The sequence below is a fragment of the Serratia sp. CY84636 genome, assembly GCF_052166245.1.
GTDB lineage: Bacteria > Pseudomonadota > Gammaproteobacteria > Enterobacterales > Enterobacteriaceae > Serratia > Serratia nevei.
The window spans coordinates 406,951-432,398 of the sequence record NZ_JBJNOX010000001.1 but is presented as its reverse complement, the minus strand read 5'-3'; the positions used below and the strand labels follow the sequence as shown (position 1 = coordinate 432,398).

The 25,448-nt window shown below is 57.5% G+C and carries 22 protein-coding genes, 6 tRNA genes and 3 other RNA genes; 1 reads left to right on the top strand and 30 read right to left on the bottom strand.

The window, feature by feature from the left end; genetic code table 11:
• Positions 1-13: 13 nt before the first annotated feature.
• The 22 genes from pnuC to cydA form a co-directional block, all read right to left on the bottom strand.
• Positions 14-739 carry a nicotinamide riboside transporter PnuC gene (gene pnuC, locus ACJ8QI_RS02200; protein ID WP_442532005.1) on the bottom strand — a complete coding sequence of 242 codons (726 nt, stop codon included), beginning with the start codon at positions 737-739 and terminating at the stop codon, positions 14-16.
• A 20-nt stretch (positions 740-759) separates the two neighbouring features.
• Positions 760-1,821, bottom strand: a complete 1,062-nt coding sequence (gene nadA / locus ACJ8QI_RS02195) for a quinolinate synthase NadA (RefSeq protein WP_282398270.1) — start codon at positions 1,819-1,821, stop codon at positions 760-762.
• A 320-nt stretch (positions 1,822-2,141) separates the two neighbouring features.
• Positions 2,142-2,266: non-coding RNA, RtT sRNA (locus tag ACJ8QI_RS02190), on the bottom strand.
• 74 nt (positions 2,267-2,340) lie between these two features.
• Positions 2,341-2,416, bottom strand: a tRNA-Lys gene (locus ACJ8QI_RS02185).
• Positions 2,417-2,422: 6 nt separating this feature from the next.
• Positions 2,423-2,498, bottom strand: a tRNA-Val gene (locus ACJ8QI_RS02180).
• A 36-nt stretch (positions 2,499-2,534) separates the two neighbouring features.
• Positions 2,535-2,657: non-coding RNA, RtT sRNA (locus ACJ8QI_RS02175), on the bottom strand.
• 13 nt (positions 2,658-2,670) lie between these two features.
• A tRNA-Lys gene (locus tag ACJ8QI_RS02170) sits at positions 2,671-2,746 on the bottom strand.
• A gap of 152 nt (positions 2,747-2,898) precedes the next feature.
• Positions 2,899-3,023: non-coding RNA, RtT sRNA (locus tag ACJ8QI_RS02165), on the bottom strand.
• A gap of 15 nt (positions 3,024-3,038) precedes the next feature.
• Positions 3,039-3,114 (bottom strand) — tRNA-Lys (locus tag ACJ8QI_RS02160).
• A 7-nt stretch (positions 3,115-3,121) separates the two neighbouring features.
• Positions 3,122-3,197 (bottom strand) — tRNA-Val (locus tag ACJ8QI_RS02155).
• Positions 3,198-3,328: 131 nt separating this feature from the next.
• Positions 3,329-3,404: transfer RNA gene (locus ACJ8QI_RS02150), tRNA-Lys, on the bottom strand.
• Between the two features lie 178 nt (positions 3,405-3,582).
• A complete protein-coding gene (gene cpoB, locus ACJ8QI_RS02145; RefSeq protein WP_033647153.1) occupies positions 3,583-4,377 on the bottom strand; it encodes a cell division protein CpoB in 795 nt (264 codons plus the stop codon).
• A 9-nt stretch (positions 4,378-4,386) separates the two neighbouring features.
• Positions 4,387-4,896: a peptidoglycan-associated lipoprotein Pal gene (pal, locus tag ACJ8QI_RS02140; protein ID WP_025160033.1), complete on the bottom strand. Its 510-nt coding sequence runs from the start codon at positions 4,894-4,896 to the stop codon at positions 4,387-4,389.
• Between the two features lie 44 nt (positions 4,897-4,940).
• Complete coding sequence (gene tolB / locus ACJ8QI_RS02135; protein ID WP_004939856.1) at positions 4,941-6,233, bottom strand: Tol-Pal system beta propeller repeat protein TolB; 1,293 nt, start codon at positions 6,231-6,233, stop codon at positions 4,941-4,943.
• 132 nt (positions 6,234-6,365) lie between these two features.
• Entirely contained in the window at positions 6,366-7,592 is a 1,227-nt protein-coding gene (tolA, locus tag ACJ8QI_RS02130) for a cell envelope integrity protein TolA (protein ID WP_308344666.1), read from the bottom strand.
• Between the two features lie 81 nt (positions 7,593-7,673).
• Positions 7,674-8,102: a colicin uptake protein TolR gene (tolR, locus tag ACJ8QI_RS02125; RefSeq protein ID WP_004939859.1), complete on the bottom strand. Its 429-nt coding sequence runs from the start codon at positions 8,100-8,102 to the stop codon at positions 7,674-7,676.
• Positions 8,103-8,114: 12 nt separating this feature from the next.
• Positions 8,115-8,798 (bottom strand): Tol-Pal system protein TolQ, encoded by a 684-nt coding sequence (gene tolQ / locus ACJ8QI_RS02120; protein ID WP_004939862.1) that lies wholly within the window; start codon positions 8,796-8,798, stop codon positions 8,115-8,117.
• Positions 8,795-9,199 (bottom strand): tol-pal system-associated acyl-CoA thioesterase, encoded by a 405-nt coding sequence (gene ybgC / locus ACJ8QI_RS02115; protein ID WP_025160034.1) that lies wholly within the window; start codon positions 9,197-9,199, stop codon positions 8,795-8,797. Before ybgC ends, tolQ begins: the two co-directional genes overlap by 4 nt.
• A 130-nt stretch (positions 9,200-9,329) precedes the next feature.
• Entirely contained in the window at positions 9,330-9,626 is a 297-nt protein-coding gene (gene ybgE / locus ACJ8QI_RS02110) for a cyd operon protein YbgE (RefSeq protein WP_038877538.1), read from the bottom strand.
• Complete coding sequence (gene cydX / locus ACJ8QI_RS02105; RefSeq protein WP_004939868.1) at positions 9,626-9,739, bottom strand: cytochrome bd-I oxidase subunit CydX; 114 nt, start codon at positions 9,737-9,739, stop codon at positions 9,626-9,628. Before cydX ends, ybgE begins: the two co-directional genes overlap by 1 nt.
• Before the next feature lie 17 nt (positions 9,740-9,756).
• A complete protein-coding gene (cydB, locus tag ACJ8QI_RS02100; protein WP_019454033.1) occupies positions 9,757-10,896 on the bottom strand; it encodes a cytochrome d ubiquinol oxidase subunit II in 1,140 nt (379 codons plus the stop codon).
• Between the two features lie 14 nt (positions 10,897-10,910).
• A complete protein-coding gene (cydA, locus tag ACJ8QI_RS02095; RefSeq protein WP_019454034.1) occupies positions 10,911-12,479 on the bottom strand; it encodes a cytochrome ubiquinol oxidase subunit I in 1,569 nt (522 codons plus the stop codon).
• Between the two features lie 683 nt (positions 12,480-13,162).
• Here cydA and ACJ8QI_RS02090 point away from each other — a divergent pair.
• Positions 13,163-15,061 carry a bifunctional metallophosphatase/5'-nucleotidase gene (locus ACJ8QI_RS02090; RefSeq protein ID WP_442532004.1) on the top strand — a complete coding sequence of 633 codons (1,899 nt, stop codon included), beginning with the start codon at positions 13,163-13,165 and terminating at the stop codon, positions 15,059-15,061.
• Between the two features lie 72 nt (positions 15,062-15,133).
• Here ACJ8QI_RS02090 and sucD read toward each other — a convergent pair whose 3' ends face one another.
• From sucD to sdhC, 8 genes are all read right to left on the bottom strand, one after another.
• Positions 15,134-16,006, bottom strand: coding sequence for a succinate--CoA ligase subunit alpha (gene sucD / locus ACJ8QI_RS02085; protein ID WP_004939878.1), 873 nt, complete (start codon positions 16,004-16,006; stop codon positions 15,134-15,136).
• Positions 16,006-17,172, bottom strand: coding sequence for an ADP-forming succinate--CoA ligase subunit beta (sucC, locus tag ACJ8QI_RS02080; protein ID WP_025301883.1), 1,167 nt, complete (start codon positions 17,170-17,172; stop codon positions 16,006-16,008). The genes sucD and sucC overlap by 1 nt, the downstream gene beginning before the upstream one ends.
• Before the next feature lie 122 nt (positions 17,173-17,294).
• Positions 17,295-18,512 (bottom strand): 2-oxoglutarate dehydrogenase complex dihydrolipoyllysine-residue succinyltransferase, encoded by a 1,218-nt coding sequence (gene odhB / locus ACJ8QI_RS02075; RefSeq protein WP_033637469.1) that lies wholly within the window; start codon positions 18,510-18,512, stop codon positions 17,295-17,297.
• Positions 18,513-18,576: 64 nt separating this feature from the next.
• Positions 18,577-21,384, bottom strand: a complete 2,808-nt coding sequence (gene sucA, locus ACJ8QI_RS02070) for a 2-oxoglutarate dehydrogenase E1 component (RefSeq protein WP_004939884.1) — start codon at positions 21,382-21,384, stop codon at positions 18,577-18,579.
• Positions 21,385-21,659: 275 nt separating this feature from the next.
• Positions 21,660-22,376 carry a succinate dehydrogenase iron-sulfur subunit gene (locus tag ACJ8QI_RS02065; RefSeq protein WP_004939885.1) on the bottom strand — a complete coding sequence of 239 codons (717 nt, stop codon included), beginning with the start codon at positions 22,374-22,376 and terminating at the stop codon, positions 21,660-21,662.
• A gap of 16 nt (positions 22,377-22,392) precedes the next feature.
• Entirely contained in the window at positions 22,393-24,159 is a 1,767-nt protein-coding gene (gene sdhA / locus ACJ8QI_RS02060) for a succinate dehydrogenase flavoprotein subunit (RefSeq protein WP_060423638.1), read from the bottom strand.
• A complete protein-coding gene (gene sdhD, locus ACJ8QI_RS02055; protein WP_004939891.1) occupies positions 24,160-24,507 on the bottom strand; it encodes a succinate dehydrogenase membrane anchor subunit in 348 nt (115 codons plus the stop codon).
• On the bottom strand, positions 24,501-24,890 hold the full coding sequence (gene sdhC, locus ACJ8QI_RS02050) for a succinate dehydrogenase cytochrome b556 subunit (protein ID WP_004939893.1): 390 nt from the start codon (positions 24,888-24,890) through the stop codon (positions 24,501-24,503). The genes sdhD and sdhC overlap by 7 nt, the downstream gene beginning before the upstream one ends.
• Positions 24,891-25,448 lie beyond the last annotated feature (558 nt).

The window sequence follows — 25,448 nt, the reverse complement described above, 5'->3', positions numbered from 1 at the left end:
CCCTCTGCTGTTGCTACGGTGCGGACGAGAGCGGGTTGGAACGGTTACGCCCGGCGCTCTTGATCCACAGCCAGGAGCCGTTCAGGGCGATCAGCGTCAGAATGACATACTCCAGCGCCATCGCGTACACCCCCTGGTAAGCGAAGATCGCCACGCTGATGACGTCGATAACCACCCACAGCAGCCAGTTTTCCACGTACTTGCGCGTCATCAGGATCATCGCCACGATGGAGAGCACCATCATCGCCGAATCCCAGAACGGGAACGCGTCCGGCTGCAGTTCAGGCATCTGCACGTTCAGCCCCAGCCCTTGCATCACCGCTACCGCGATCTGCGTCAGCCAGGCGAACACGCGGTCGATGTTAAAGGTCATCAGGCCAATGCCGATGACGCAAACCGCCGCCCAGGCCAACGCTTTCGGCAACGGCAGCCAGCGGATCTGCAGCTCAGCCTGATTATCCTGGGTTTGGCGGCTCCAGGCATACCAACCGTAAATGTTGGCGCCGAAAAAGAACAGCTGCAACAGCAGGCTGGCGTACAGCTGGATCTGGAAGAAAATTATCGCGAACAGCGTGACGTTGATCAGGCCGAACAGGTAGTTGATGATTTTTTCCTTGCTGGCGTACCAGATGCACAGCAACCCGAACAGCGTGCCGATGGCTTCGATCCACGACAGATCGTAACCGCCCGCGCCAAGCGGAATGTGCACCAGAATATTGCTGGTACTGAAGAAGCTCATGAAGTCATCCTTTTAAACGGTTAAGCGTTGCCTTTAACCTGCATCTTAAGCTGAGCGGCGAAATCCAGCATGCGGTTCAGCGGCACCAGCGCCTTTTCACGCAGCGTGGCGTCCACGTGGATCTCATGCTGCGCGCCCCCCTGCTCCAGCCCTTCGGCAATCGCCTTCAGGCCATTCATCGCCATCCACGGGCAATGCGCGCAGCTGCGACAGGTCGCCCCTTCTCCGGCGGTCGGCGCTTCGAACAGCTCCTTGTCCGGGCAGGCCTGCTGCATCTTGTAAAAGATACCGCGATCCGTGGCGACGATCAGCTGTTGATGCGGCAATGTTTTCGCCGCCTGAATCAGTTGGCTGGTCGATCCCACCGCATCCGCCAACTCAACCACCGCCTGTGGCGATTCGGGATGCACCAGGATGGCCGCCTGCGGATAAAGCGCCTTCATGCGCCGCAGCGCCTGAGTCTTGAACTCGTCATGGACAATGCAGGCGCCTTGCCAGCACAGCACGTCGGCGCCGGTCTGCTTCTGCACGTAGCTGCCGAGATGGCGATCCGGCGCCCAGATGATCTTCTCGCCCAGGCTGTCCAGGTGTTCGATCAGCTCAACGGCGATGCTGGAAGTGACCACCCAGTCGGCGCGCGCTTTGACCGCCGCCGAGGTGTTCGCATAGACCACCACGGTACGATCGGGATGGCTGTCGCAAAACGCATGAAACTCCTCTTCCGGGCAGCCCAGATCCAGCGAACATTCGGCAAACAGCGTCGGCATCAGCACCTGCTTTTCCGGGCTGAGGATCTTGGCGGTTTCCCCCATGAAGCGCACGCCGGCCACCAACAGCGTGGAAGCCGGGTGGGCGCTGCCGAAGCGCGCCATTTCCAGCGAATCCGCCACGCAGCCGCCGGTTTCTTCCGCCAGCGCCTGGATTTCCGGATCGGTATAATAGTGGGCGACCATCACCGCATTGCGCTGCTTGAGCAGGGTTTTGATCTTTTCGCGATAAAAGGCTTTTTCGGCTACGTCCAGCGGAACCGGTTTAGGCGGGAAGGGATACACCGCCGCATTGACATCAAACATTTCACTCATCGCTGCAATCTCATGCTAGGCTGGGCGCCTGCCGCGTGAATATCGCCTGCCGCAACGCCCTTCGTTTTATATACTAAACAAAATACCTAAAACTGCGCGAAAAGTCCGCTGGTATTTTCATATTTGCGCACCTATTGTTTAATGAATTAAAAAACACAGATATTGGTTACACAGCTCACGGCGGAAAATGGCCTGACGAGACCGTATAGCCATTCAGAGAACAGCGTGATGACCGGTGCGGTGTTGAAACGAGAAAGCACGAATGTAGCTGACGGTGCTGCAGATGCGAAAAAAGCGCCAAAAGGCGCTTTTCTCTGAATGGGTGGGTCGTGCAGGATTGATTCGGCCTGTGGCCTCACCCTGCGGGCAACGCTGCGCGTTGTCGTATCGCTGCGCGATGCTCGAACCTGAACGCAGGATCTCACCCGCACGACTCGGTGACCATGTTGGCAAGAAGATGAGGTCAAGTTTAGATGTTACAGAAACGAAAAAAGCGCCAAAAGGCGCTTTTCTCTGAATTGGTGGGTCGTGCAGGATTCGAACCTGCGACCAATTGATTAAAAGTCAACTGCTCTACCAACTGAGCTAACGACCCGCAGTGTGGTGGGTGATGACGGGCTCGAACCGCCGACCCCCTCCGTGTAAAGGAGATGCTCTACCAACTGAGCTAATCACCCACTGCTGTGGTACTGCTATTTTTCACTCTCAAAGAGTGGTGGGTCGTGCAGGATAACTCGGCCTTTGGCCTCGCCCTTCGGGCCATCACCGGAGTGATGTTGTCTCGCTTTGCGAGACTCGAACCTTTACGGTTCTCATCCTGACGATTTAACACCTTGCTCTATTAAAGAGTGGTGGGTCGTGCAGGATTCGAACCTGCGACCAATTGATTAAAAGTCAACTGCTCTACCAACTGAGCTAACGACCCACTGATGTGGTTTACTGCTGATGGCGAATAGGTTATTGGAACCGACTCGCGGAAAACAAGGATGGGGATGTTCAGGACAACTCGACGGGTACTCGACTCGGACCTTTACTTTGCCACATCAAACCGATTCTGAAGCTGCCATTCTTAAAGAATGGTGGGTCGTGCAGGATAACTCGGCCTTTGGCCTCGCCCTTGCGGGCCATCACCGGAGTGATGTTGTCTCGCTGCGCGAGACTCGAACCTTTACGGTTCTCATCCTTTACGATTCTCTATCGCAGCCATTCTTAAAGAATGGTGGGTCGTGCAGGATTCGAACCTGCGACCAATTGATTAAAAGTCAACTGCTCTACCAACTGAGCTAACGACCCATAACAGTGGTGGGTGATGACGGGCTCGAACCGCCGACCCCCTCCGTGTAAAGGAGATGCTCTACCAACTGAGCTAATCACCCACTGTTGTGGTTACTGCTACTTCAGAAATTGGTGGGTCGTGCAGGATGACTCGGCCTTTGGCCTCGCCCTGACGGGCCATCACTTCGTGATGTTATCCTTCCCGATTCCACTTCATTTCTTGCTTCAAAATTGGTGGGTCGTGCAGGATTCGAACCTGCGACCAATTGATTAAAAGTCAACTGCTCTACCAACTGAGCTAACGACCCAATTTCCCTGCCGCTTTAACATCTTGCAAGATGTCTTGGCAACGGCGGCATATATTACTAATTTATCTTGGCAGCGCAACCTAAATTTTTTATTGATGCGTTCAACTGCTTGTTCTTCACGCGAATGAGCCCAGAAATCGGTCAAATCGACTAACTTCTGGGCTCATTTTTCTGACTGTTAACCGCCTACGCGGCTTTTCGCCTGTTTGGCCGCCGCACTGGTTGGGTACTGTTTAATCACCTGCTGGAACACGGCTTTGGCTTTATCGGCCTGCCCTTTCTCCTGCATGATGATACCCACCTTGTACATGGCGTCCGGCGCCTTCGGTGATTTCGCGTAATTCTTCACCACCACCGCAAAATAGTAGGCCGCGTCGTCTTTTTTACCCTTGTTGTAGAACAACTGCCCCAGCCAATAGTTGGCGTTGGGCTGGTAGGTAGACTTCGGGTACTGTTTTACGAAGGACTGAAAGGCGGAAATCGCCTGGTCATACTGTTTTTTTTCCAGCGCCAGAGAAACAGCGGCGTTGTAGTCGCTGTTCTCATCACCGCCGCTCGGCGTTGCAGAAGCGGCTGCAGGCGCGCTGCCGCCCGCATCGGAAGATGCGCCTGCGGCTGCCCCACCGGCAGCGCCCGCGGCCGCAGAGGCGCTCTGAGCGCCGCCCTGGCTGAGGCTATCCATCTGCTGATAGATTTGCTTCTGGCGTTCAACCACCTGATTCAACTGATACTGACTTTCCTGGATTTGCCCACGGAGAGAATCAATGTCGCGTTGGTTATCAGAGAGTTGTTGCTGGAGTTGGTTTAAAAGCTGGCCTTGAGCATTGCTGATGCGCTCAAGCGAGGTGACACGGTCTTCGACCGAGCCGGAGCCGACATTACTGATTGGCGCTTGGGCAGTAGCGGCCCAAGGGGCCGCTACGCCAACCAGTAACGACAGACTCAACAGGTGACGTCTGAAGTTACTGTTCATGCGATTCTCTTAGTAAACCAGAACGGCACGACGGTTTTTAGCATAAGCCGCTTCGTCGTGGCCCAGTACTGCTGGTTTTTCTTTACCGTAAGAAACGATAGAGATCTGGTCAGCGGAAACGCCTTTACCCTGCAGGTACATTTTAACGGCGTTAGCACGGCGCTCACCCAGAGCAATGTTGTATTCCGGCGTGCCGCGTTCATCAGCGTGGCCTTCAACGGTCACTTTGTAAGACGGGTTGTTACGCAGGAATGCAGCGTGCGCGTCCAGCATCTGAGCGAATTCGGAGCTTACGTCATACTTGTCCAGGCCGAAGTAAACGATGTTGTTCTTCTGCAGTTCTTGCATCTGCAGACGAGCTTGTTCTTCGGAAGACAGGTTGCTGCTGCCGTTTTCCATACCAGTGCCAGCGCCCATACCAGATTGGTCGTTGTTTGCGCTTTTGTTAGAACTACAAGCTGCTACAGCCAGAACTGGCAGTGCCAGCAGAAGCCCTTTCAGCACTTTGTTCAGTTGCATTTCTTTGATCCTTTTATAGTTTGCCATACATATTTACACATGCATCACAGATACGGCGACCAGGCAGGGAATTTGACCTGTCCATCAGTTGCCGGAAGACGCGCTTTGAAACGCCCATCAGTTGACACCAACTGCAACACGGAGCCCATACCTTGCGTGGAGCTATAGATCACCATGGTGCCGTTTGGCGCAATACTAGGCGTTTCATCCAGGAAGGTGCCGGTCAAAACCTGAACGGCGCCCGATCCAAGATCTTGTTTGGCGATGTGTTGTGCACCACTGTTGGTGCTTACCATCACCAGGAATTTACCGTCGGAGCTGACTTCAGAATCCTGGTTCTGAGATCCTTCCCACGTCAGACGCTGTGCGGCACCGCCGCTGGCGCTGATTTTATAAATCTGCGGACGCCCGCCCTGGTCGGAGGTAAACGCCAGCGACTGGCCATCCGGGAACCAGGTCGGTTCGGTGTTGTTGTTGCGGCCATCGGTCAGCTGCGTGATCTGGCCGGAGCCGAGGTTCATCACGTACAGGTTCAGGCTGCCGCTCTTGGACAGCGCGAAGGCCAGCTTGCTGCCGTCCGGCGAGAACGCCGGCGCACCGTTGTGGCGCGGGAACGAGGCGATCTGGCGGATTGCGCCGTTAGCCAGGGTCTGTACCACCAGCGCGGAACGGCCGCTCTCGAAGGTCACGTAAGCCAGTTTGCTGCCGTCCGGCGACCAGGCCGGCGACATCAGCGGCTCAGGCGAACGGTGCACCGTGAACTGGTTGTAACCGTCGTAATCCGCTACGCGCAGCTCATACGGGAATTTCCCGCCGTTGGTCTGCACGACGTAGGCGATACGGGTACGGAACGCGCCCTTGATGCCGGTCAGCTTCTCGAACACTTCGTCGCTGGCGGTATGGGCAGAATAACGCAACCATTGTTTGGTCACTTTATACTGGTTCTGCGCCAATACGGTGCCCGGCGAACCCGAGGTGTCCACCAGCTGGTAGGAGATCAGGTAGCTGCCGTCGGCGCCAGGTTGAACCTGGCCGACAACCACGGCGTCGATGCCTAATGCAGTCCAGGCCGCCGGCGTCACTTCAGACGCGGAGGTCGGTTGCTGCGGCATGCGCGCCACGTCGATCGGGTTGAATTTGCCGCTGTTGCGCAGATCCGCGCCGACAATCTTGCCGATATCTTCCGGCGGCGTGCCTGGGCCCGCCCACTTAAACGGCACCACGCCAATCGGGCGAGCGGAGTCGACCCCTTGGGTGATTTCAATGCGAACTTCCGCGTGCAGCACGGACGCCCACAGAATTAAAAAACCTAGCGCTACTCGAAATGCCTGCTTCATCTCATCTCCCTTATCCAGGCGGGATGCCTGCGATAAATTAGCAGAATTTTAACAAACCAACTTACGTAAAACTACATAATCCCTGTTGGTTACCTTAGTACATCCCTGTGATATCACTCACTCAATCAACCGTTATTGCGGCTTGAATTCAAGTATAGAATTCTTAAAGTGCTGATAAACGGCATCGCTCGGCGGCTTCGGTATATGCGCCAACTTGGCGGCAGACACTGCTGCTTGACACAGAGCAGGATCGCCCCCCGCCGGTTGTACGCTTATCAGCAGGCCGTCCGGCGCCAGCTTGATACGCAGGTCGCAGGTTTTGCCGGCGAACGAACTGGCGTCATAGAACTTGCTCTGAATCGCCCCTTGAATCTGCCCCATATAACCGCTGATATCCGCCCCGCTGGCCCCAGCCGCTTTGGCATTGCCCTGCCCGGCCGGTTTACCATCACCTTTCGATTTAGCACCGCCGCCTTTCGGCGCATTCTTGCCGTCCGCCAGGCCGCCAAACAGATCGCTAACTTCATCCGATTGTTTCGCAGCCTCAGCGGCAGCCTTCTTCTTGGCATCCGCAGCGGCTTTTTTGGCGGCAGCCGCTTTCTCGGCCGCAGCTTTCTTCTCTGCCTCGGCGGCAGCCTTCTTCTCGGCTTCCGCTGCGGCTTTTTTCTCAGCTTCAGCGGCCGCTTTCTTCTCCGCGGCCTCTGCGGCTTTTTGCTCTGCGGCAGCCGCCGCGGCTTTCTTCGCCTCTTCCGCCTGTTTCTTGGCGGCGGCAGCGGCGGCCGCTTCTTTCTTGGCTTCCGCTTCGGCTTTCTTCTGCGCGTCCGCCTGTGCCTTGGCGACCTTTTCCGCTTCGGCCTTCGCCTTGGCGGCGGCGGCTTCGGCGACCTTCTGTTGCTCTTTGGCCTTGGCTGCGGCGGCTTCCGCCGCTTTTTGCTGCTCGGCGGCCTGTTTCTGCTGCTCCGCTGCCTTCTGCTGTTGCTCAGCCTGCGCCTTGGCGTCCTGCGCAGCTTTCTCCTGCGCCGCCAAACGCTCTTTCTCCAGCTCCTTCAGGCGCTGCTGTTGCTCCGCCTGCTTCTGCTGAAGCTCTTCGGCCTGTTGCTCCGCCTTTTTCTGGCGCTGCTTCTCGGCACGCTGCGCATCGTTGCTCTGCTGCTGCTGGCGGTTGTATTGCTCCACCACCGCGCCAGGATCGACCATCACTGCGCCCACCACGGTGCCATCACCGCCACCGCCGGCGCCCATGTCGACCTTTTCCTGCAGCGATCCCCAAATCAGCAGGGCAATCAATATGAAGTGCAGAACGACCGAAACAATAACGGCGCGGTTCAGCTTATCGTTTTGCTCAGTTGCCTTTACCAAAATAGATTCCCAAAAACTGGTGTTGCTTATACGGGGTTCCTGGGCCGCAGCGCAGGAACCGGGTTGCCGTTCGCCTTACGGTCAGATCGGCTGGGTCATTAGCCCCACGGAAGCCACGCCCGCCTGATGGAGAATATTCAATGCCTTGATAATCTCATCGTAAGGGACTTCCTTCGCACCGCCGATCAAAAAGACCGTTTTCGGGTTAGCTGCCAAACGCGACTTGGCTTCGGCCGCGACTTGCTCAGGCGGCAGCAGCTCCATACGGTTGTGATCCACCACCAGGGTGTATTGACCTACGCCGGAAACCTCGAGGATCACCGGCGGATTGTCATCGCTGGACACCGTTTTGGAATCGGTGGCGTCCGGCAGGTCAACCTCCACGCTCTGCGTGATGATTGGCGCGGTTGCCATAAAGATCAGCAGCAGCACCAGCAACACGTCGAGCAGCGGAACGATGTTAATTTCGGACTTCAGCTCGCGCCGACTACGTCCACGTACTCTCGCCATGCTACCTCCTACTTATTTGCTGTCGCTGGAGAAGGCCTGACGATGCAGAATAGCGGTGAACTCTTCCATAAAGTTGTCGTAATTCTGCTCAAGCTTGTTGACGCGCTGGTTGAGACGGTTATAGGCCATTACCGCCGGGATGGCGGCGAACAGACCGATCGCGGTGGCGATCAGCGCTTCGGCGATACCCGGCGCCACCATCTGCAGCGTGGCTTGCTTCACCGCGCCCAGCGCGATAAAGGCGTGCATGATCCCCCACACGGTGCCGAACAGGCCGATATACGGGCTGATCGAACCGACGGTGCCGAGGAACGGAATATGGGTTTCCAGCGTTTCCAGCTCGCGGTTCATCGAAATGCGCATCGCGCGCGACGCCCCTTCGATCACCGACTCCGGCGCATGGTTGTTGGCGCGGTGCAGGCGGGCGAACTCTTTGAACCCGGAATGGAAGATCTGCTCGGAACCAGTCAGGCTATCGCGACGCGCCTGACTTTCCTGGTACAGACGGGAAAGCTCGATACCGGACCAGAATTTGTCTTCAAAGGCTTCGGCGTCACGCGTCGCCGCATTGAGGATGCGGGTGCGCTGAATGATGATCGCCCAAGAGGCTACCGAGAAGCATATCAAAATCAACATGATAAGCTTAACCAGCAGGCTCGCCTTCAAGAATAAATCTAGGATGTTCATGTCAGTCACTGCTTAAACTCCGCGACAATAGACTTAGGAAGCGCTCTTGGCTTCATTTGGTGTGGATCAATACAGGCAATCAGGACATCTGCCTGGCTCAGTAGGGCCCCGTCAGAATTGACAATGCGTTGAGCAAACGTGAGAGAAGCCCCGCGCAGACAGGTGATTTCGCTCTGGACCTCCAGTTGCTCGTCGAGACGAGCCGGAGCCAGATAATCCACCGTCATGCGCCGGACGACAAAAGCGACTTGTTCACTGAGCAGCTGCTGTTGATGAAAGTTGTGCTGACGCAGCATCTCTGTGCGCGCTCTTTCAAAAAAGGCGACGTAGCGGGCGTGATAGACCACACCACTGGCATCGGTATCCTCGTAGTAAACGCGAACCGGCCATCGAAACAACGTATTACTCACTCTACTTCCCAGCAATGCAATTTAACGCTGCTACTATACGCAAGACGGATCGGGTTGGGAATGGGTTACAAGATGGGAATGAAAATAATTATGGGCCGTGAGGGCCCATAACGTGGGGACATCAGGGAGATTATAAAGAAACGTAAAGTAATCCTGCGCACAGGATCACAATTGCGGGAAGCGGCGCGAAAAAGGCGCGCCAGATGCTGCGCTGCGGGCGGAATCCGAAACCGTGGATCACCCCGGCACACACCGCCCAAATCAGCAACAGCCCTTCCCAAATCTCCAGCGAGCTGGTTTTGGCGGCGAAACGCGTCGGATCCCAGAACACGCACCCCGCCAAAATCAACGCCAGCACCAGGGAAAGGGCCCGGATCGGGCCCTTGTCGGTGACAGCGTACAGCTTGTCAATCACGGACGAGCTCATCACTTACCGTCTTGCTGAGCTTTGGTCGCTTCGCTCTGCTCAAGCGCCAGCGCCGTGATGATGCCGAAGGCGCAGGCAAGAAGCGTTCCGAGAATCCAGGCAAAATACCACATGGTTTAGCTCCTTATCCTTAGTACAGCGAATGCTTGTTGTTTTCGATGTAGTTCTTGTCGAGGCGACCGAACATTTTGTAGTACGACCAGCTGGTGTACGCCAAAACGATAGGCACGAAGATCGCCGCCACGACGGTCATCACTTTCAGCGTCAACAGGCTCGACGTCGCGTCCCACATGGTCAGGCTGACGTTAGGCACGGTGCTGGACGGCATCACGAACGGGAACATGGTGACCCCGGCGGTGAGGATGACGCAGGCGATGGTCAGCGACGAGGTGACGAACGCCAGTGCGCCTTTCTCCAGACGCGAGAACAGGATGGTGAACAACGGCAGCACCACGCCCAGCGCAGGCAACGCCCACAGCAGCGGATACTTGTTGAAGTTGATCAACCAGGCACCGGCCTGATGCGCCACTTCTTTACGCATCGGGTTGGATTCCGCCAGGGTGTCCAGCGCCGACGTCACGACGAAGCCGTCGATGCCTTTCACCAGCCATACGCCCGCCAGCAGGAAGCACACCGCCATGATCAGCGTCGCGATCTGCGCCGCAGCGCGTGAACGCAGGTGGATCTCGCCGGTGGTGCGCATTTGCAGGTAGGTCGCCCCCTGGGTAACCAGCATGGTCAGGCTGACCACGCCCGCCAACAGACCGAACGGATTCAGCAGTTGGAAGAAGTTGCCAGTATAGAACAGGCGCATGTACTCGTCCATGTGGAACGGCACGCCCTGCAGCAGGTTGCCGAACGCCACGCCGAATACCACGGCAGGCACGAAGGAGCCGATGAAGATGCCCCAGTCCCACATGTTGCGCCAGCGGCTGCTCTCCAGCTTGGAGCGGTAGTCGAAACCGACCGGGCGGAAGAACAAGGCGGCCAGCACCAGGATCATGGCAACGTAGAAGCCGGAGAAGGCCGCTGCGTAGACCATCGGCCAGGCGGCGAACAGCGCGCCGCCGGCGGTGATCAGCCACACCTGGTTACCGTCCCAGTGCGGGGCGATGGAGTTGATCATCACCCGGCGCTCGGTATCGGTTTTCCCGATGATGCGCACCAGAATGCCGACGCCCATGTCGAAACCGTCGGTGACGGCGAAGCCGATCAGCAGTACGCCAACCAGGACCCACCAAATAAATCGCAGTACTTCATAGTCAAACATACGTGGACTCCTGTTTAGCGCGCTTCCTGCACGGCGGCAGTCGGTTGTTCAAAGTGATAGCGGCCGGTTTTCAGGCTGCTTGGACCCAGACGTGCAAACTTGAACATCAGGTACAATTCAGCCACCAGGAACAGGGTGTACAAGCCGCAGATCAGCCCCATCGAGAACAGAATGTCGCCCGCGGTCAGCGAAGAGTTGGCGACCGCCGTCGGCAGCACCTCACCAATCGCCCACGGTTGACGGCCGTATTCCGCCACGAACCAACCGGACTCGATCGCGATCCAAGGCAGCGGCAAACCGTACAGCGCCGCGCGGTGCAGCCATTTTTTCTGGCCGATGCGGCCGCGGATCACGTTCCAGAACGACAGGCCGATGATCAGCAGCATGATCACGCCACAGGCCACCATGATGCGGAAGGCGAAGTACAGCGGCGCCACGCGCGGAATGGAGTCCTTGGTCGCCAGCTGGATCTGCGCTTCCGTCGCGTCGGTGACGTTCGGGGTATAGCGCTTCAGCAGCATGCCGTAGCCCAGGTCTTGCTTGGTTTTGTTGAATTCGGCGCGCACCGCAGGATCGGTGTTGCCGCCGCGCAGCTCTTCCAGCAGCTGGTAGGCTTTCATCCCGTTGCGGATACGCACTTCATGCTGCGCCATCAGATCTTTCAGGCCGGTGACCTGAGTGTCCGTGGAGCGGGTGGCGATCAGGCCAAGCGCATACGGGATCTGAATAGAGAAGGAGTTTTCCATCTTGTCCTGATCGGGAATGCCGAACAGGGTGAAGGACGCCGGCGCCGGCTGGGTGTCCCATTCCGCTTCGATAGCGGCCAGTTTGGTTTTCTGCACGTCGCCCATTTCGTAGCCGGATTCATCACCCAGAACGATAACGGACAGAATGGCAGCCATACCGAAGCTGGCAGCGATGGCGAAGGAGCGCTTGGCGAAGGCGATGTCGCGGCCTTTCAGCAGGTAGTAGGAGCTGATGCCCAGAACGAACATCGCGCCACAGGTGTAGCCGGAAGCCACGGTGTGAACGAATTTCACCTGCGCAACCGGGTTAAGCACCAGTTCGGAGAAGCTGACCATCTCCATGCGCATGGTTTCGAAGTTGAAATCCGAAGCGATCGGGTTCTGCATCCAGCCGTTGGCGACCAGGATCCACAGCGCGGACAGGTTGGAGCCGAGGGCCACGAACCAGGTTACCGCCATGTGCTGCACCTTGCTCAGACGATCCCAGCCGAAGAAGAACAGGCCGACCAGCGTCGATTCAAGGAAGAACGCCATCAGACCTTCGATAGCCAGAGGGGCCCCGAAGATATCGCCGACGTAGTGAGAGAAATACGACCAGTTAGTCCCGAACTGGAACTCCATGGTCAAACCGGTGGCCACACCCAGAGCAAAGTTAATCGCAAATAACTTTCCCCAGAATTTGGTCATGTCTTTATAGATTTGTTTGCCAGACAGGACATATACCGTTTCCATAATTGCCAGCAAGAACGCCATACCGAGCGTTAATGGGACAAATAAGAAATGGTACATCGCCGTTAAAGCAAACTGTAAGCGCGACAGTTCGACAATATCAAACATCTTGACTCCTTGCTCCTCGCAGGAAGACTCCGACACGCGGTTATCGGCACGCCTCTTTCAAAGCCGCCAGTAACGCCCCGCAGTGAATGCCCTTAAACACAACAAATTTGATCCAGCTTCTCCGCTTTCAACCGCACACTCGGCCAATAGCCCCTCGGGCCGCCGACAAGCACGCCACTGAAAACCGACAACGGGTAACAAATGCAACAAGATCAACCATCCATAATCACAACATGGATGATACTCGCCCAATCCCACACAATAAATAGGTTTTTACGTGACGTGGGTTAGACTTTTGGTTACAGGTCAAATCTTAGCCGAAAGAGGTACTTCGGGCTAATTTGATCTGAGACAATTTAAGCCTATCCGCATCTTATTTCCATATTCATCAGCACATTTCGCATAATTTTCTTAGGGTCATGTTGCGCAATGGTTTAATTGTTTTTTAATGATATTTTTGTGTTAAATAAATGTAATTTAAAAGAGCCGCCATTGTATTATTACGCGCTTATTATGCGACATAATTAACCTTTTATTTCCAATAAGCCGTGACAGTGATAGCAGTCACAAAACAACAAATCTCTCTCCAATATTAGTCTATTTCTCGCGATGGGATCGTAAAGGTTGCGATTTTGTAGCAAAATGACCACTTATGTTAAAATTGCATTGAGTGACAATAACTTATGAAAAAAATCATCTTTGCCTCTGTCTTGGGACTCTCAGGAAACGCCATGGCCGCCGAAACGGTAAATATCACCCTGCTGGGCACCTCCGATCTGCACGGCACCTTCGTGCCCTGGGACTACGCCAGCGACACGGAAAATCTGGCGGGCAGCCTGAGCCAGATAGCCACCCAGGTCAAAAAAGTGCGGGCCGAGCAGCCCAACCTGATCCTGGTGGACGCCGGCGATACCATTCAGGGCAACTTCGTCGAAACCTTCAAGCATGAGGCCGTCAGCCCGATGATGCTGGGCCTCAACGCGCTCAATTACGATGTCTGGGTGATGGGCAACCACGAGTTCGACTTCGGCCTGCCGGTGCTGGCCACCCCGCTCAAGCAGTTCAAGGGCGCGGCGCTGGCGGGTAATATCGTCTGGGACAACGGCAAGCCCTATCTGCCCGCCTACACCATCATCGAGCGCCAGGGCGTGAAGATCGGCATTATCGGCATGGACACGCCGATGACCGCGGAATTCGCCAAGGGCACCGATCGCATCAAAGGGCTAAACTTCACCGATCCGGTGCAGGCGGTGAAACAGGTCATCAGGCAAATCGATGGCCAGGTCGACGCCATCGTGCTGGTGGCGCATATGGGCATCGACAACGAGAACCAGCGCCCCGGCACCGGCGTGGCCGACATCGCCAACGCCAACCCGGAGCTGGCGGCGATCGTCGCCGGTCATATGCATGTGAAGATCGACAAAGCGGTGGTTAACGGCGTCATCATCACCGAGCCGGATAAATACGGCCGCGCGCTGTCGCGCATCGATCTGCAGTTTGAACGCCGCGACGGTAAGTTCACGCTGATCGACAAAAACAGCTACACCTACTCCATCAAGGGGATGACGCCGGACAGCGCCATGCAAGCGCTCTACCAGCCGTACCATGACATTCTGCGCGCCAACGCCAACCGGGTTGTGGCGAAGCTGAGCGGCAGCGACCTGGTGCCCGCCGACGAATTCCGCGGCATTCCCCAGGTACACGTGCAGGATACCGGCATCAGCGCGCTGTTCCAGCAGGCCGCCCGCCACTATGCGCCGCTGGCGCAGGTGATCGCCCTACAGATCGACAACGATCGCGCCAAGCTGGACGTCGGCGACATCAAGGCCAAGGACATCGCCTTTAACTACCAATACGCCGGCGGCGAGATCACCGTGTATCAGCTCAACGGCAAAGCGCTTAAACGCTACATGGAGTGGTCCGCCGACTATTTCAATCAGCTGCAGCCGGGCGATGTCACCTACAGCTTTAACCCGGCGCGGCGATCGTCCAAATATTCCACCAATGATTTCTTCGACGGCGTCACTTACACCATCGACCTGCGCCAACCTGCCGGCTCGCGCATCGTCGACCTGCGCCTGGCGGACGGCACGCCGGTCACCGACGATATGCCGATCCGCCTGGGCATGAACAGTTACCGTATGGGCCACCTGACGCAAAAGGGTGGTGCGCTGGAGGGGCAATCCTTCCCGATGCTGTTCGACAGCAAAGCGCAATACGGTGAAGAAGAAGGCACTATTCGCCACCTGACTCTGCGCTACCTGACGGAGGTGAAACACGGCCACTATCAGGGCGTGCCGCCGCAGCGCTGGAAGCTGATCGGCATGGAGGGGTACGAACCGCAGCGGGCGATCGTCAAACGGCTGCTCAATGAAGGCGTTATCCAGGTACCGACCACCGACGACGGCCGCTACACCAACGTCGCGTCGATCAACGTCAAAGACGCGCTGTTCAGCAACGCCGATGATTACCGCGCCACCCTCACCTCGCTGGAGCAACAGCGCCAAGCCGCTACGGATCCGGTGCAACAGCGCCGCCTGCAGGATCGGATCGCCTTGATCAAGGCGATCAACGACTTCTGATCTGCGCCAATAAAAAAGGCCACCCAATGGGTGGCCAAACATGTCGAGATATTGTTATTTCGTACTAAATTCTTAGCGCTTCAGCACCGCTTTTACCGCGTCGCCGATGTCCGCCAGGCTGCGAACGGTTTTCACGCCCGCGGCTTCCAGCGCAGCAAACTTCTCGTCCGCCGTGCCTTTGCCGCCTGCGATGATGGCGCCCGCGTGGCCCATACGCTTGCCTTTCGGCGCGGTCACGCCGGCGATGTAGCCGACAACCGGTTTGGTGACGTGTTCTTTGATGTAAGCTGCCGCTTCTTCTTCAGCGCTGCCGCCGATCTCACCGATCATCACGATCGCTTCGGTCTGCGGATCCTGCTGGAACATCTTCAGGATATCGATGAAGTTGGAGCCCGGAATCGGGTCGCCGCCGATGCCCACACAGGTGGACTGGCCCAGACCGGCATCGGTGGTTTGTTTCACCGCTTCATAGGTCAGGGTACCGGAGCGGGAAACGATGCCCACTTTGCCCGGCAGGTGGATGTGGCCAGGCATGATGCCGATTTTGCACTCGCCTGGGGTGATCACGCCAGGGCAGTTCGGCCCGATCATGCGCACGCCGGCTTCGTCCAGCTTCACTTTCACGGTCAGCATGTCCAGGGTCGGGATGCCTTCGGTGATGGTGATGATCAGTTTGATGCCGGCATCGATCGCTTCCAGGATGGAGTCTTTGCAGAACGGCGCTGGAACGTAGATGACCGAGGCCGTCGCGCCGGTCGCTTCAACCGCTTCGCGCACGGTGTTGAACACCGGCAGGCCCAGGTGCTGAGTGCCGCCTTTGCCCGGGGTTACGCCGCCAACCATTTTGGTGCCGTAAGCGATAGCTTGTTCGGAGTGGAAAGTCCCCTGGCTACCGGTGAAGCCCTGGCAAATTACTTTGGTGTTCTTATCGATTAAAATGGACATTATTTACCCTCCACTGCTGCAACAACTTGCTGAGCCGCATCAGTCAGGCTGGTCGCAGCAATGATATTCAGGCCGCTGTCCGCCAGTTTCTTGGCGCCCAGTTCGGCGTTGTTCCCTTCCAAGCGCACCACCACCGGGACGTTAACGCCCACTTCGGCCACTGCGCCGATGATGCCGTCGGCGATCAGATCGCAACGTACGATACCACCGAAGATGTTAACCAGAACCGCTTTCACCTTGTCGTCGGACAGGATGATTTTGAACGCTTCGGTCACGCGCTCTTTAGTCGCGCCGCCGCCAACGTCCAGGAAGTTGGCCGGTTCGCCGCCGTGCAGTTTAACGATGTCCATGGTGCCCATCGCCAGACCGGCGCCGTTAACCATGCAGCCGATGTTGCCGTCGAGGGCAACGTAGTTCAGCTCCCACTGAGCCGCACGGGATTCGCGCTCGTCTTCCTGGGAAGGGTCACGCATTTCACGCAGTTCCGGCTGGCGGAACAGGGCGTTGCCGTCGGCGCCCAGTTTGCCGTCCAGGCACACCAGATCGCCCTGCTTGGTGATCACCAGCGGGTTGATCTCAACCATCGCCAGGTCGCGCTCCAGGAACAGCGTCGCCAGACCCATGAAGATCTTGGCGAACTGGCTGACTTGCTTACCGGTCAGGCCCAGTTTGAAGGCCAGCTCACGGCCCTGATAAGGCTGTGGACCCGCCAGCGGATCGATGGTCATTTTGTGGATCAGTTCAGGGGTTTCTTCCGCCACCTTCTCGATTTCCACGCCGCCTTCGGTAGACGCCATGAACACCACGCGACGGGTAGAACGATCCACTACCGCGCCCAGGTACAGCTCTTTATCGATGTCGGTCGCCGCTTCTACCAGGATCTGGTGAACCGGCTGGCCCAGCGCGTCAGTCTGGTAAGTCACCAGACGCTTGCCCAACCAGGCTTCCGCGAAAGCACGGATATCTTCTTTGCTGTTGACGACTTTAACGCCCCCCGCTTTACCGCGGCCGCCAGCATGAACCTGACATTTCACCACCCACGGGCCGGAGCCGATTTTGGATGCGGCTTCTTCTGCTTCACGCGGAGTGGTACAGGCGTAACCGGTTGGTGCCGGCATGCCATACCGAGCAAACAGCTGTTTTGCCTGATATTCGTGTAAATTCATGATGTTCTATCCATTCAGTTCTGAAGGTTTTTAGCCGGACCATTATTACGCGGTAAACCGCATGGTTTTCCGGCCACATAGCACAGAGTGCGGGCGCGGCATGCCGCGCCCGGCAAAGGTTACTAGACGTCCAGCAGCAGACGAGCCGGATCTTCCAGCATCTCTTTGACCGTCACCAGATAACCGACGGATTCTTTACCGTCGATCAGGCGGTGGTCATAAGACAGCGCCAGATACATCATCGGCTGGATCACCACCTGACCATTGACCGCCATTGGGCGATCTTTGATGGCGTGCATGCCCAGGATGGCGCTCTGCGGCGGGTTGATGATCGGGGTGGACATCAGGGAACCGAATACGCCGCCGTTGGTAATGGTGAAGTTACCGCCGGTCAGCTCTTCCACGGTCAGTTTGCCGTCGCGGCCCTTAACGGCCAGCTCTTTGATTTTCTTCTCGATGTCAGCCATGCTCATGGCGTCTACATCGCGCAGTACCGGCGTCACCAGGCCGCGCGGGGTAGAAACCGCGATGCTGATGTCGAAGTAGTTGTGGTAAACCACGTCGGAACCGTCGATCGACGCGTTCACTTCCGGGAAGCGCTTCAGCGCTTCAACCACGGCCTTGATGTAGAAGGACATGAAGCCCAGACGCACGCCGTGGCGCTTCTCGAAGGCTTCGCCGTACTGCTTGCGCAGGTCCATGATCGGCTGCATGTTGATTTCGTTGAAGGTGGTCAGCATCGCGGTGCTGTTCTTCGCTTCCAGCAGACGCTCGGCGACGCGTTTGCGCAGGCGAGTCATCGGCACGCGTTTTTCGCTGCGGCCGGCCAGAGCAGGCTGCGGTGCGGCTTCAGCGGCGGCGGCCGGTTTGGCAGCGGCGCCGCCTTTGGCCAGGTGCGCTTCCACGTCTTCACGCGTGATGCGGCCACCCACGCCGGTGCCCTTGATGGCGCCGGCATCGAGATCGTGTTCGGCGATCAGGCGACGAATCGCCGGGCTGAGCGCGTCATTGCTTTCTTCTTCCAGGCTCGCGGTAGCGCGCTGGGCAGGCGTGGCTTCTTTCTCTTGGCTCTTCTCGGCGGTCGGCTTGCCGGAGCTGTCGCCCGGACGGATGCGGCCGAGCAGCTGGCGAGACAGCACGGTCGCGCCCTCTTCTTCCACGATAGCATCGAGAATGCCCGCTTCACTGGCCGGCACTTCCAACACGACTTTGTCGGTTTCGATTTCAACCAGGACTTCATCACGCTGCACGCTGTCGCCCGGTTTTTTGTGCCAGGTGGCTACGGTCGCATCGGCAACCGATTCAGGAAGGTCAGGAACCAGAATATCTACGCTACTCATTTAGCTTTCCCTTAAGTTTTTTATCATCTGCTTGCCGGCCCCTCGGCCGGCAAGCGAGCGAACATTAGTCAATATTCAGCGCGTCGTTCACCAGAGCCTGCTGCTGCTTCTGGTGTACGGACATATAGCCCACCGCCGGAGAAGCGGAGGCCGGACGTCCTGCGTAACGTAAAGAAGCCCCGAACGGTACCACTTCACGGAAGTTGTGTTGGCTGCAGTACCAGGCGCCCTGGTTCAGCGGCTCTTCCTGACACCAGACGAAATCATGCACGTGCGAGTATTGTTCCAGCACGGCCTGCACGGCCTGATGCGGGAACGGATACAGCTGCTCGATACGCACGATGGCCACGTCTTTCTGCTCGTTCTTGCGACGCTGTTCCAGCAGGTCGTAGTAGACCTTACCGGAGCACAGCACGACGCGCTTGACCGCTTTCGGATCCAAGTCGTCGATCTCGCCGATCGCCGGCAGGAAGGTGCCGTTGGCCAGTTCGTCCAGCGAAGAAATCGCCAGCGGGTGACGCAGCAGCGACTTCGGCGACATCACCACCAGCGGACGGCGCATACCGCGCAGCGCCTGACGACGCAGCATATGGTAAACCTGCGCCGGCGTGGACGGGACGCACACCTGCATGTTCTGCTCTGCGCACAGCTGCAGATAGCGTTCCAGACGCGCGGAAGAGTGCTCTGGGCCCTGGCCTTCATAGCCGTGCGGCAGCAGCATCACCAGGCCGCACATACGGCCCCATTTTTGCTCGCCGGAGCTGATGAACTGGTCGATAACGACCTGCGCGCCGTTGGCGAAGTCGCCGAACTGCGCTTCCCAGATGGTCAGCGTGCGCGGTTCCGCCGTCGCGTAGCCGTATTCGAACGCCAGCACCGCTTCTTCGGACAGCACGGAGTCCCAGACCTTGAATTCGCCCTGGCCGCTGTGGATGTTCGCCAGCGGAACGTAGACGGAACCGTTTTTCTGGTTGTGCACCACCGCGTGGCGGTGGAAGAAGGTACCGCGGCCGGCGTCTTCGCCGGAGATGCGGATTGGAATGCCTTCATCCGCCATGGTGGCGTAGGCCAGCGTTTCGGCGGCGCCCCAGTCGAACGGCTTGTTGCCCGCCGCCATCTCGGCGCGGTCCGCGTAGATTTTCGCCACGCGCGACTGCATTTCGATCGCTTCCGGCACGGTGCTGATGCGGCGGCCCAGCTCCTGCAGGCGCTTCATCTCAACCTTGCTCGGGTACTCTTCGTCCCACTCGTGGTTCAGGTACGGAGACCAGGTGAAAGAGTGCAGGTTCATCGGACGCCACTCTTCAACCACGCAATCGCCGCGGTCGAGCGCGTCGCGGTACAGGTTGACCATTTCCGTGGCATCTTCCAGGCTGGCCACTTTCTGCTCGGTCAGAACGTCAGCGTAGATTTTGCGCGGCGTAGGGTGTTTCTTGATCTTCTGATACATCACCGGCTGGGTGGCGCTCGGCTCGTCGGCCTCGTTGTGCCCATGGCGACGGTAGCAGACCAGATCGATCATCACGTCACGCTTAAAGGTGTTACGGAAATCCAACGCCAGGCGGGTGACAAAGGCCACGGCCTCCGGATCGTCCGCGTTAACGTGGAAGATCGGCGACTGAACCATTTTGGCGATGTCGGTGCAGTATTCGGTAGAGCGCGCATCCAGCGGGTTGGAGGTGGTGAAACCAACCTGGTTGTTGATGACGATACGCACGGTGCCGCCCACTTCGTAGCCGCGAGCCTGAGACATGTTCAGGGTTTCCTGAACCACGCCCTGGCCGGTGATGGCGGCATCGCCGTGGATGGTGATCGGCAGCACCATGTTGCTGCGCGCTTCATCCAGACGATCGCGACGGGCGCGAACCGAGCCCATGACCACCGGGCTGACGATCTCCAGGTGCGACGGGTTGAACGCCAGCGCCAGGTGAACCATGCCGCCTTCGGTTTCCACGTCGGAGGAGAAGCCCTGGTGATATTTCACGTCACCGGTACCGAGGTGTTCTTTATGCTTGCCGGCGAATTCGTCGAACAGATCGGCCGGCTTTTTGCCCAGCACGTTGATCAGCACGTTCAGACGGCCGCGGTGAGCCATGCCCAATACCACTTCGCGCGTGCCGTTCTTACCGGCGTGGCGCACCATCTCTTTCAGCATCGGCACCAGCGCGTCGCCGCCTTCCAGCGAGAAGCGTTTAGCGCCCGGGAATTTGGCGCCCAGGTAACGTTCCAGGCCTTCCGCCGCGGTCAGCTCGTTCAGGAAACGGCGTTTTTCGTCGGCGGTAAAGCTGGCGCGCCCCACCACCGACTCGATGCGCTGTTGGATCCAGCGTTTCTCTTCGGTGTTGGTGATGTGCATGTACTCAGCGCCGATCGACCCGCAATAGGTCTGCTTCAGCGCGGCGTACAGATCGCCCAGCTTCATGGTTTCTTTGCCGATGGCGAAAGAGCCTACGTTGAAGGTTTCCTGGAAATCGGCTTCGGTCAGGTTGTGGTAAGCGGGATCAAGGTCAGGAACTTGCTCGCGCTGCCACAGGCCGAGCGGATCGAGGTTGGCATGCTGATGCCCGCGGAAGCGGAAGGCGTTGATCAGCTGCAGTACCTTGACCTGTTTGGCGTCGGTTTCCGGATCGGTGATGGTGGTGTTATAGCGCGCGGAGTCTTTCGCCAGGCGGCGGAAGTAATCGCGCGTTTGAGAGTGAAGCTGATCGGGTTTGACACCCGCGGTTGGTAGCTGTTGAAAAATGGAACGCCAGCTATCTTCAACGGAACCCGGATCGGTTAAGAAGTCTTCATAGAGCTGCTCTATGTAAGACTGGTTCGCGCCCGCCAGATAGGAGGAATCCAGCCAGGCCTTCATTGCGCCGTTCTGCATCATGATCCCTTAAGCTTTGAAGCTTTAGTTTTCGCCGTGGTTAACATAATTACCGTGATGAATACGGTTTGCCGTAAAACGGTTCACTCGACGTACTTGCGGCCATGACGGCCCGATACGTTCTGTTATGGACCTTGCGGTCCCTTACAAGGAACCTCTAAAAACCGGCGGAAGAACCAGGCTGCATAGCGCCGCAGCCGCGGGTCAGTTTTTAGAGGTTCCCTCCCCTATGGGATGTGCGCCGGAAAAGAGCCCGGCGCAGCATCTCATTCCGTTTATGCGCCGCGTTGCAGCAGCATGGACTTGATATGCCCGATCGCACGCGTCGGGTTCAAGCCTTTAGGACATACACTGACACAATTCATAATGCTATGGCAGCGGAAAACACTAAAAGCGTCGTCCAGATCATCTAAACGTTCTTGCGTTTCCGTGTCACGGCTGTCGATCAGGAAGCGATACGCCGCCAACAGACCGGCAGGCCCGATGAACTTGTCCGGGTTCCACCAGAACGATGGGCAAGAGGTCGAGCAGCAGGCGCACAGAATGCACTCGTACAGACCGTCCAGCTTGGCGCGCTGCTCCGGCGACTGCAGGTGCTCGCGCGCCGGCGGGTTCTTGCCGTCGTTCAGCAGGTATGGTTTGATCTTTTCATACTGGGTGTAGAACTGGCCCATATCCACCACCAGATCGCGCACCACCGGCAGGCCCGGCAGCGGACGGATCACGATCTTGCCGTTGCCTTTGCGCAGCGACGAAATCGGGGTGATGCACGCCAGGCCGTTTTTACCGTTCATGTTCAGGCCATCGGAACCGCACACGCCTTCGCGGCATGAGCGACGGAACGACAGGGTCGGATCTTTTTCTTTCAGCTGGATCAACGCATCCAGCAGCATCATGTCGCGACCTTCTTCCGCTTCCAGGGTGTAGTCCTGCATGTGCGGCGCGTCATCGACATCCGGGTTGTAGCGATAAATGGAAAATTCGAGTTTCATCTGTCGATCTCCGCAATTAGTAAGAACGCACTTTCGGCGGGAATGCCGGGCGCAGCTTCGGTTGCATGTTCACTTCACGACGCGTCATGCTTTCCGATTGCGGCAGATACAGCGAATGGCACAGCCAGTTGGCGTCATCGCGTTCCGGGTAGTCGAAGCGGCTGTGTGCGCCACGGCTCTCGGTACGGAAGTTGGCCGACACGGCGGTGGAATACGCGGTCTCCATCAGGTTATCCAACTCCAGGCACTCGATGCGCTGGGTGTTGAACTCGCTGGAGGTATCGTCCAGGCGTGCGTTCTTCAGACGTTCACGGATCACTTTCAGTTCTTCCAGGCCCTTGGCCATCGCATCGCCTTCGCGGAATACCGAGAAGTTGTGCTGCATGCAAGACTGCAGCGCTTTGCGAATTTCGACCGGGTCTTCGCCGGAGCGGGTGTTGTTCCAACGGTTCAGACGATCCAGCGAGGCTTCCACGTCGGAGTCGCTGGCGTCACGGCTCACGCCCTGCTCTTCCAGCGATTCCTGCAGGTGCATGCCGGCGGAACGGCCGAACACCACCAGGTCGAGCAGCGAGTTGCCGCCCAAGCGGTTGGCACCGTGCACCGATACGCAGGCGATTTCGCCCACGGCGAACAGCCCCGGGATCACCACGTCTTCGCCTTTCTCATTCACGGTCAGCGCCTGGCCGGTCACTTTGGTCGGAATGCCGCCCATCATATAGTGGCAGGTTGGGATAACCGGGATCGGCTCTTTCACCGGATCGACGTGCGCAAAGGTGCGGGACAGTTCCAGAATGCCCGGCAGACGGGATTCCAGCACGTCTTTACCCAGATGATCCAGCTTCAGCTTGGCGTGCGGGCCCCAAGGGCCGTCGCAGCCGCGGCCTTCGCGGATTTCGATCATGATCGAACGGGCAACCACGTCGCGGCCCGCCAGATCTTTGGCGTTCGGCGCATAACGCTCCATGAAGCGCTCGCCATGTTTGTTCAGCAGGTAACCGCCTTCGCCGCGGCAGCCTTCGGTCACCAGCACGCCCGCGCCGGCGATGCCGGTCGGGTGGAACTGCCACATTTCCATGTCCTGCACCGGCACGCCGGCGCGCAGCGCCATGCCGACACCGTCGCCGGTGTTGATGTGGGCGTTGGTGGTGGACTGATAAATACGGCCTGCGCCGCCGGTCGCCAGCACGGTGGCCTTGGCTTTGAAGTAAACCACTTCACCGGTTTCGATGCAGATAGCCGTGGTGCCGACCACCGCGCCGTCCTGGTTTTTCACCAGATCAAGCGCATACCACTCGGAGAAGATGGTGGTGTGGTTTTTCAGGTTCTGTTGGTACAGGGTGTGCAGCAGCGCGTGGCCGGTACGGTCGGCTGCGGCTGCGGTACGCGCCGCCTGCTCGCCGCCGAAGTTCAGCGACTGGCCGCCGAACGGGCGCTGGTAGATGCGGCCGTCGTCCAGACGAGAGAACGGCAGGCCCATGTGTTCCAGTTCCAGAATCGCTTCCGGGCCGGTTTTACACATATATTCGATGGCGTCCTGGTCACCGATATAGTCGGAACCTTTCACCGTGTCGTACATATGCCATTCCCAGTTGTCCTCGTGGCTGTTGCCCAGCGCGACGGTGATGCCGCCCTGTGCGGACACGGTATGGGAACGGGTCGGGAAAACTTTGGACAGCAGGGCACAGGTCGAGCCCGCTTGGGAAATTTGCAGCGCGGCACGCATGCCCGCACCGCCGGCGCCGATTACGACGGCATCAAACTCTCTGACTGGCAGTTTCATTTAAGCACCCCACACTACGATTGTTCCGTACAGTAAATAGACCAGCAACGCGACCACGACAGCCAGCTGCAACACCAGGCGAACCGCCAGCGGCTTGACGTAGTCCGTCAGCACCTGCCACAGCCCGATCCAGGCGTGCACCAGAATCGACAGCAAGGTCAGCAGAGTGAACACTTTCGTAATGGAAGTGGCGAAGAAACCGCGCCAGATGTCATAAGTCAGTTCCGGAGCCGTGACGAAGAAGCCCAGGATATACAGGACGTACAGGGTGATGATGATAGCGGAAGCGCGCAGCAGCAGCCAATCGTGCACGCCGTTGCGCCCTAATGCAGAAACGTTGTTTACCATACGAGGACTCCAGCCAGAACTGACAGCACGACGGTCAGACCGATCGCCACCTGGGCGGAACGGGTACCGGCGGCCAAACTCTCTTCGATGTAGCCAAAATCCATTAACAAGTGACGGATGCCACCGCAAATGTGATAGGCCAGCGCCGTGAGGATGCCCCAGAATATGAATTTGACGATGAAGCTATTCATGATGGCGGCCGCCTGCAGGAACCCCTCTTGGGAAGAGAGTGACAGGCCCAGCAGCCAGAGGAGGATACCCACGGCAACGAAGGTAATTACGCCAGAGACTCGGTGTAAGATAGACGCTATCGCAGTTACGGGGAACCGGATCGTTTGCAGATCCAAGTTGACAGGTCGTTGTTTTTTCACGTATTTGCCCACACAGCTCTTATTATTTTCCTTCCTCCGGGCCTGGGCGGGGATCAGACAGCGTTAAGAGCCTAAAACCCTTACACGTCACGCGCTCAAACATCAACATCCTCTGTGCTCAAACGGCGCGCATTTATAACGCTGGGTGCTCCTACTTCAGGGTAATCCGGAGACCTGGCGGCAGTATAGGAGGATCACATTCTGATTACAATTCTCATACAACCGCTTTGATAACATTTCCCCCGAACAGTGATTCAGATCACGGATTTCACAATTAGTGCAAAATTAATTATCTGATTTGACAAGAGATCAACATTTCCATTACATATAGGGGCACAAACGGTCCTATGATGCGCTATGGGTCAGCAGATACACTTCCCCCCGGGTTCGAGTTATGCAACAGTGTATTTGACGAACCTATCCCAATAGCCGTTGTTTCCCGCTCGATTTTGCCGGCGTCAAAAAGCAAATAAAGCAAATAAAAACAGATTATTGGGATAGGTTCACATCTCTTCGAACAGCTCATAGGTAAGATTAACAGACTATAACGAATTACTATGAATCGTTAAC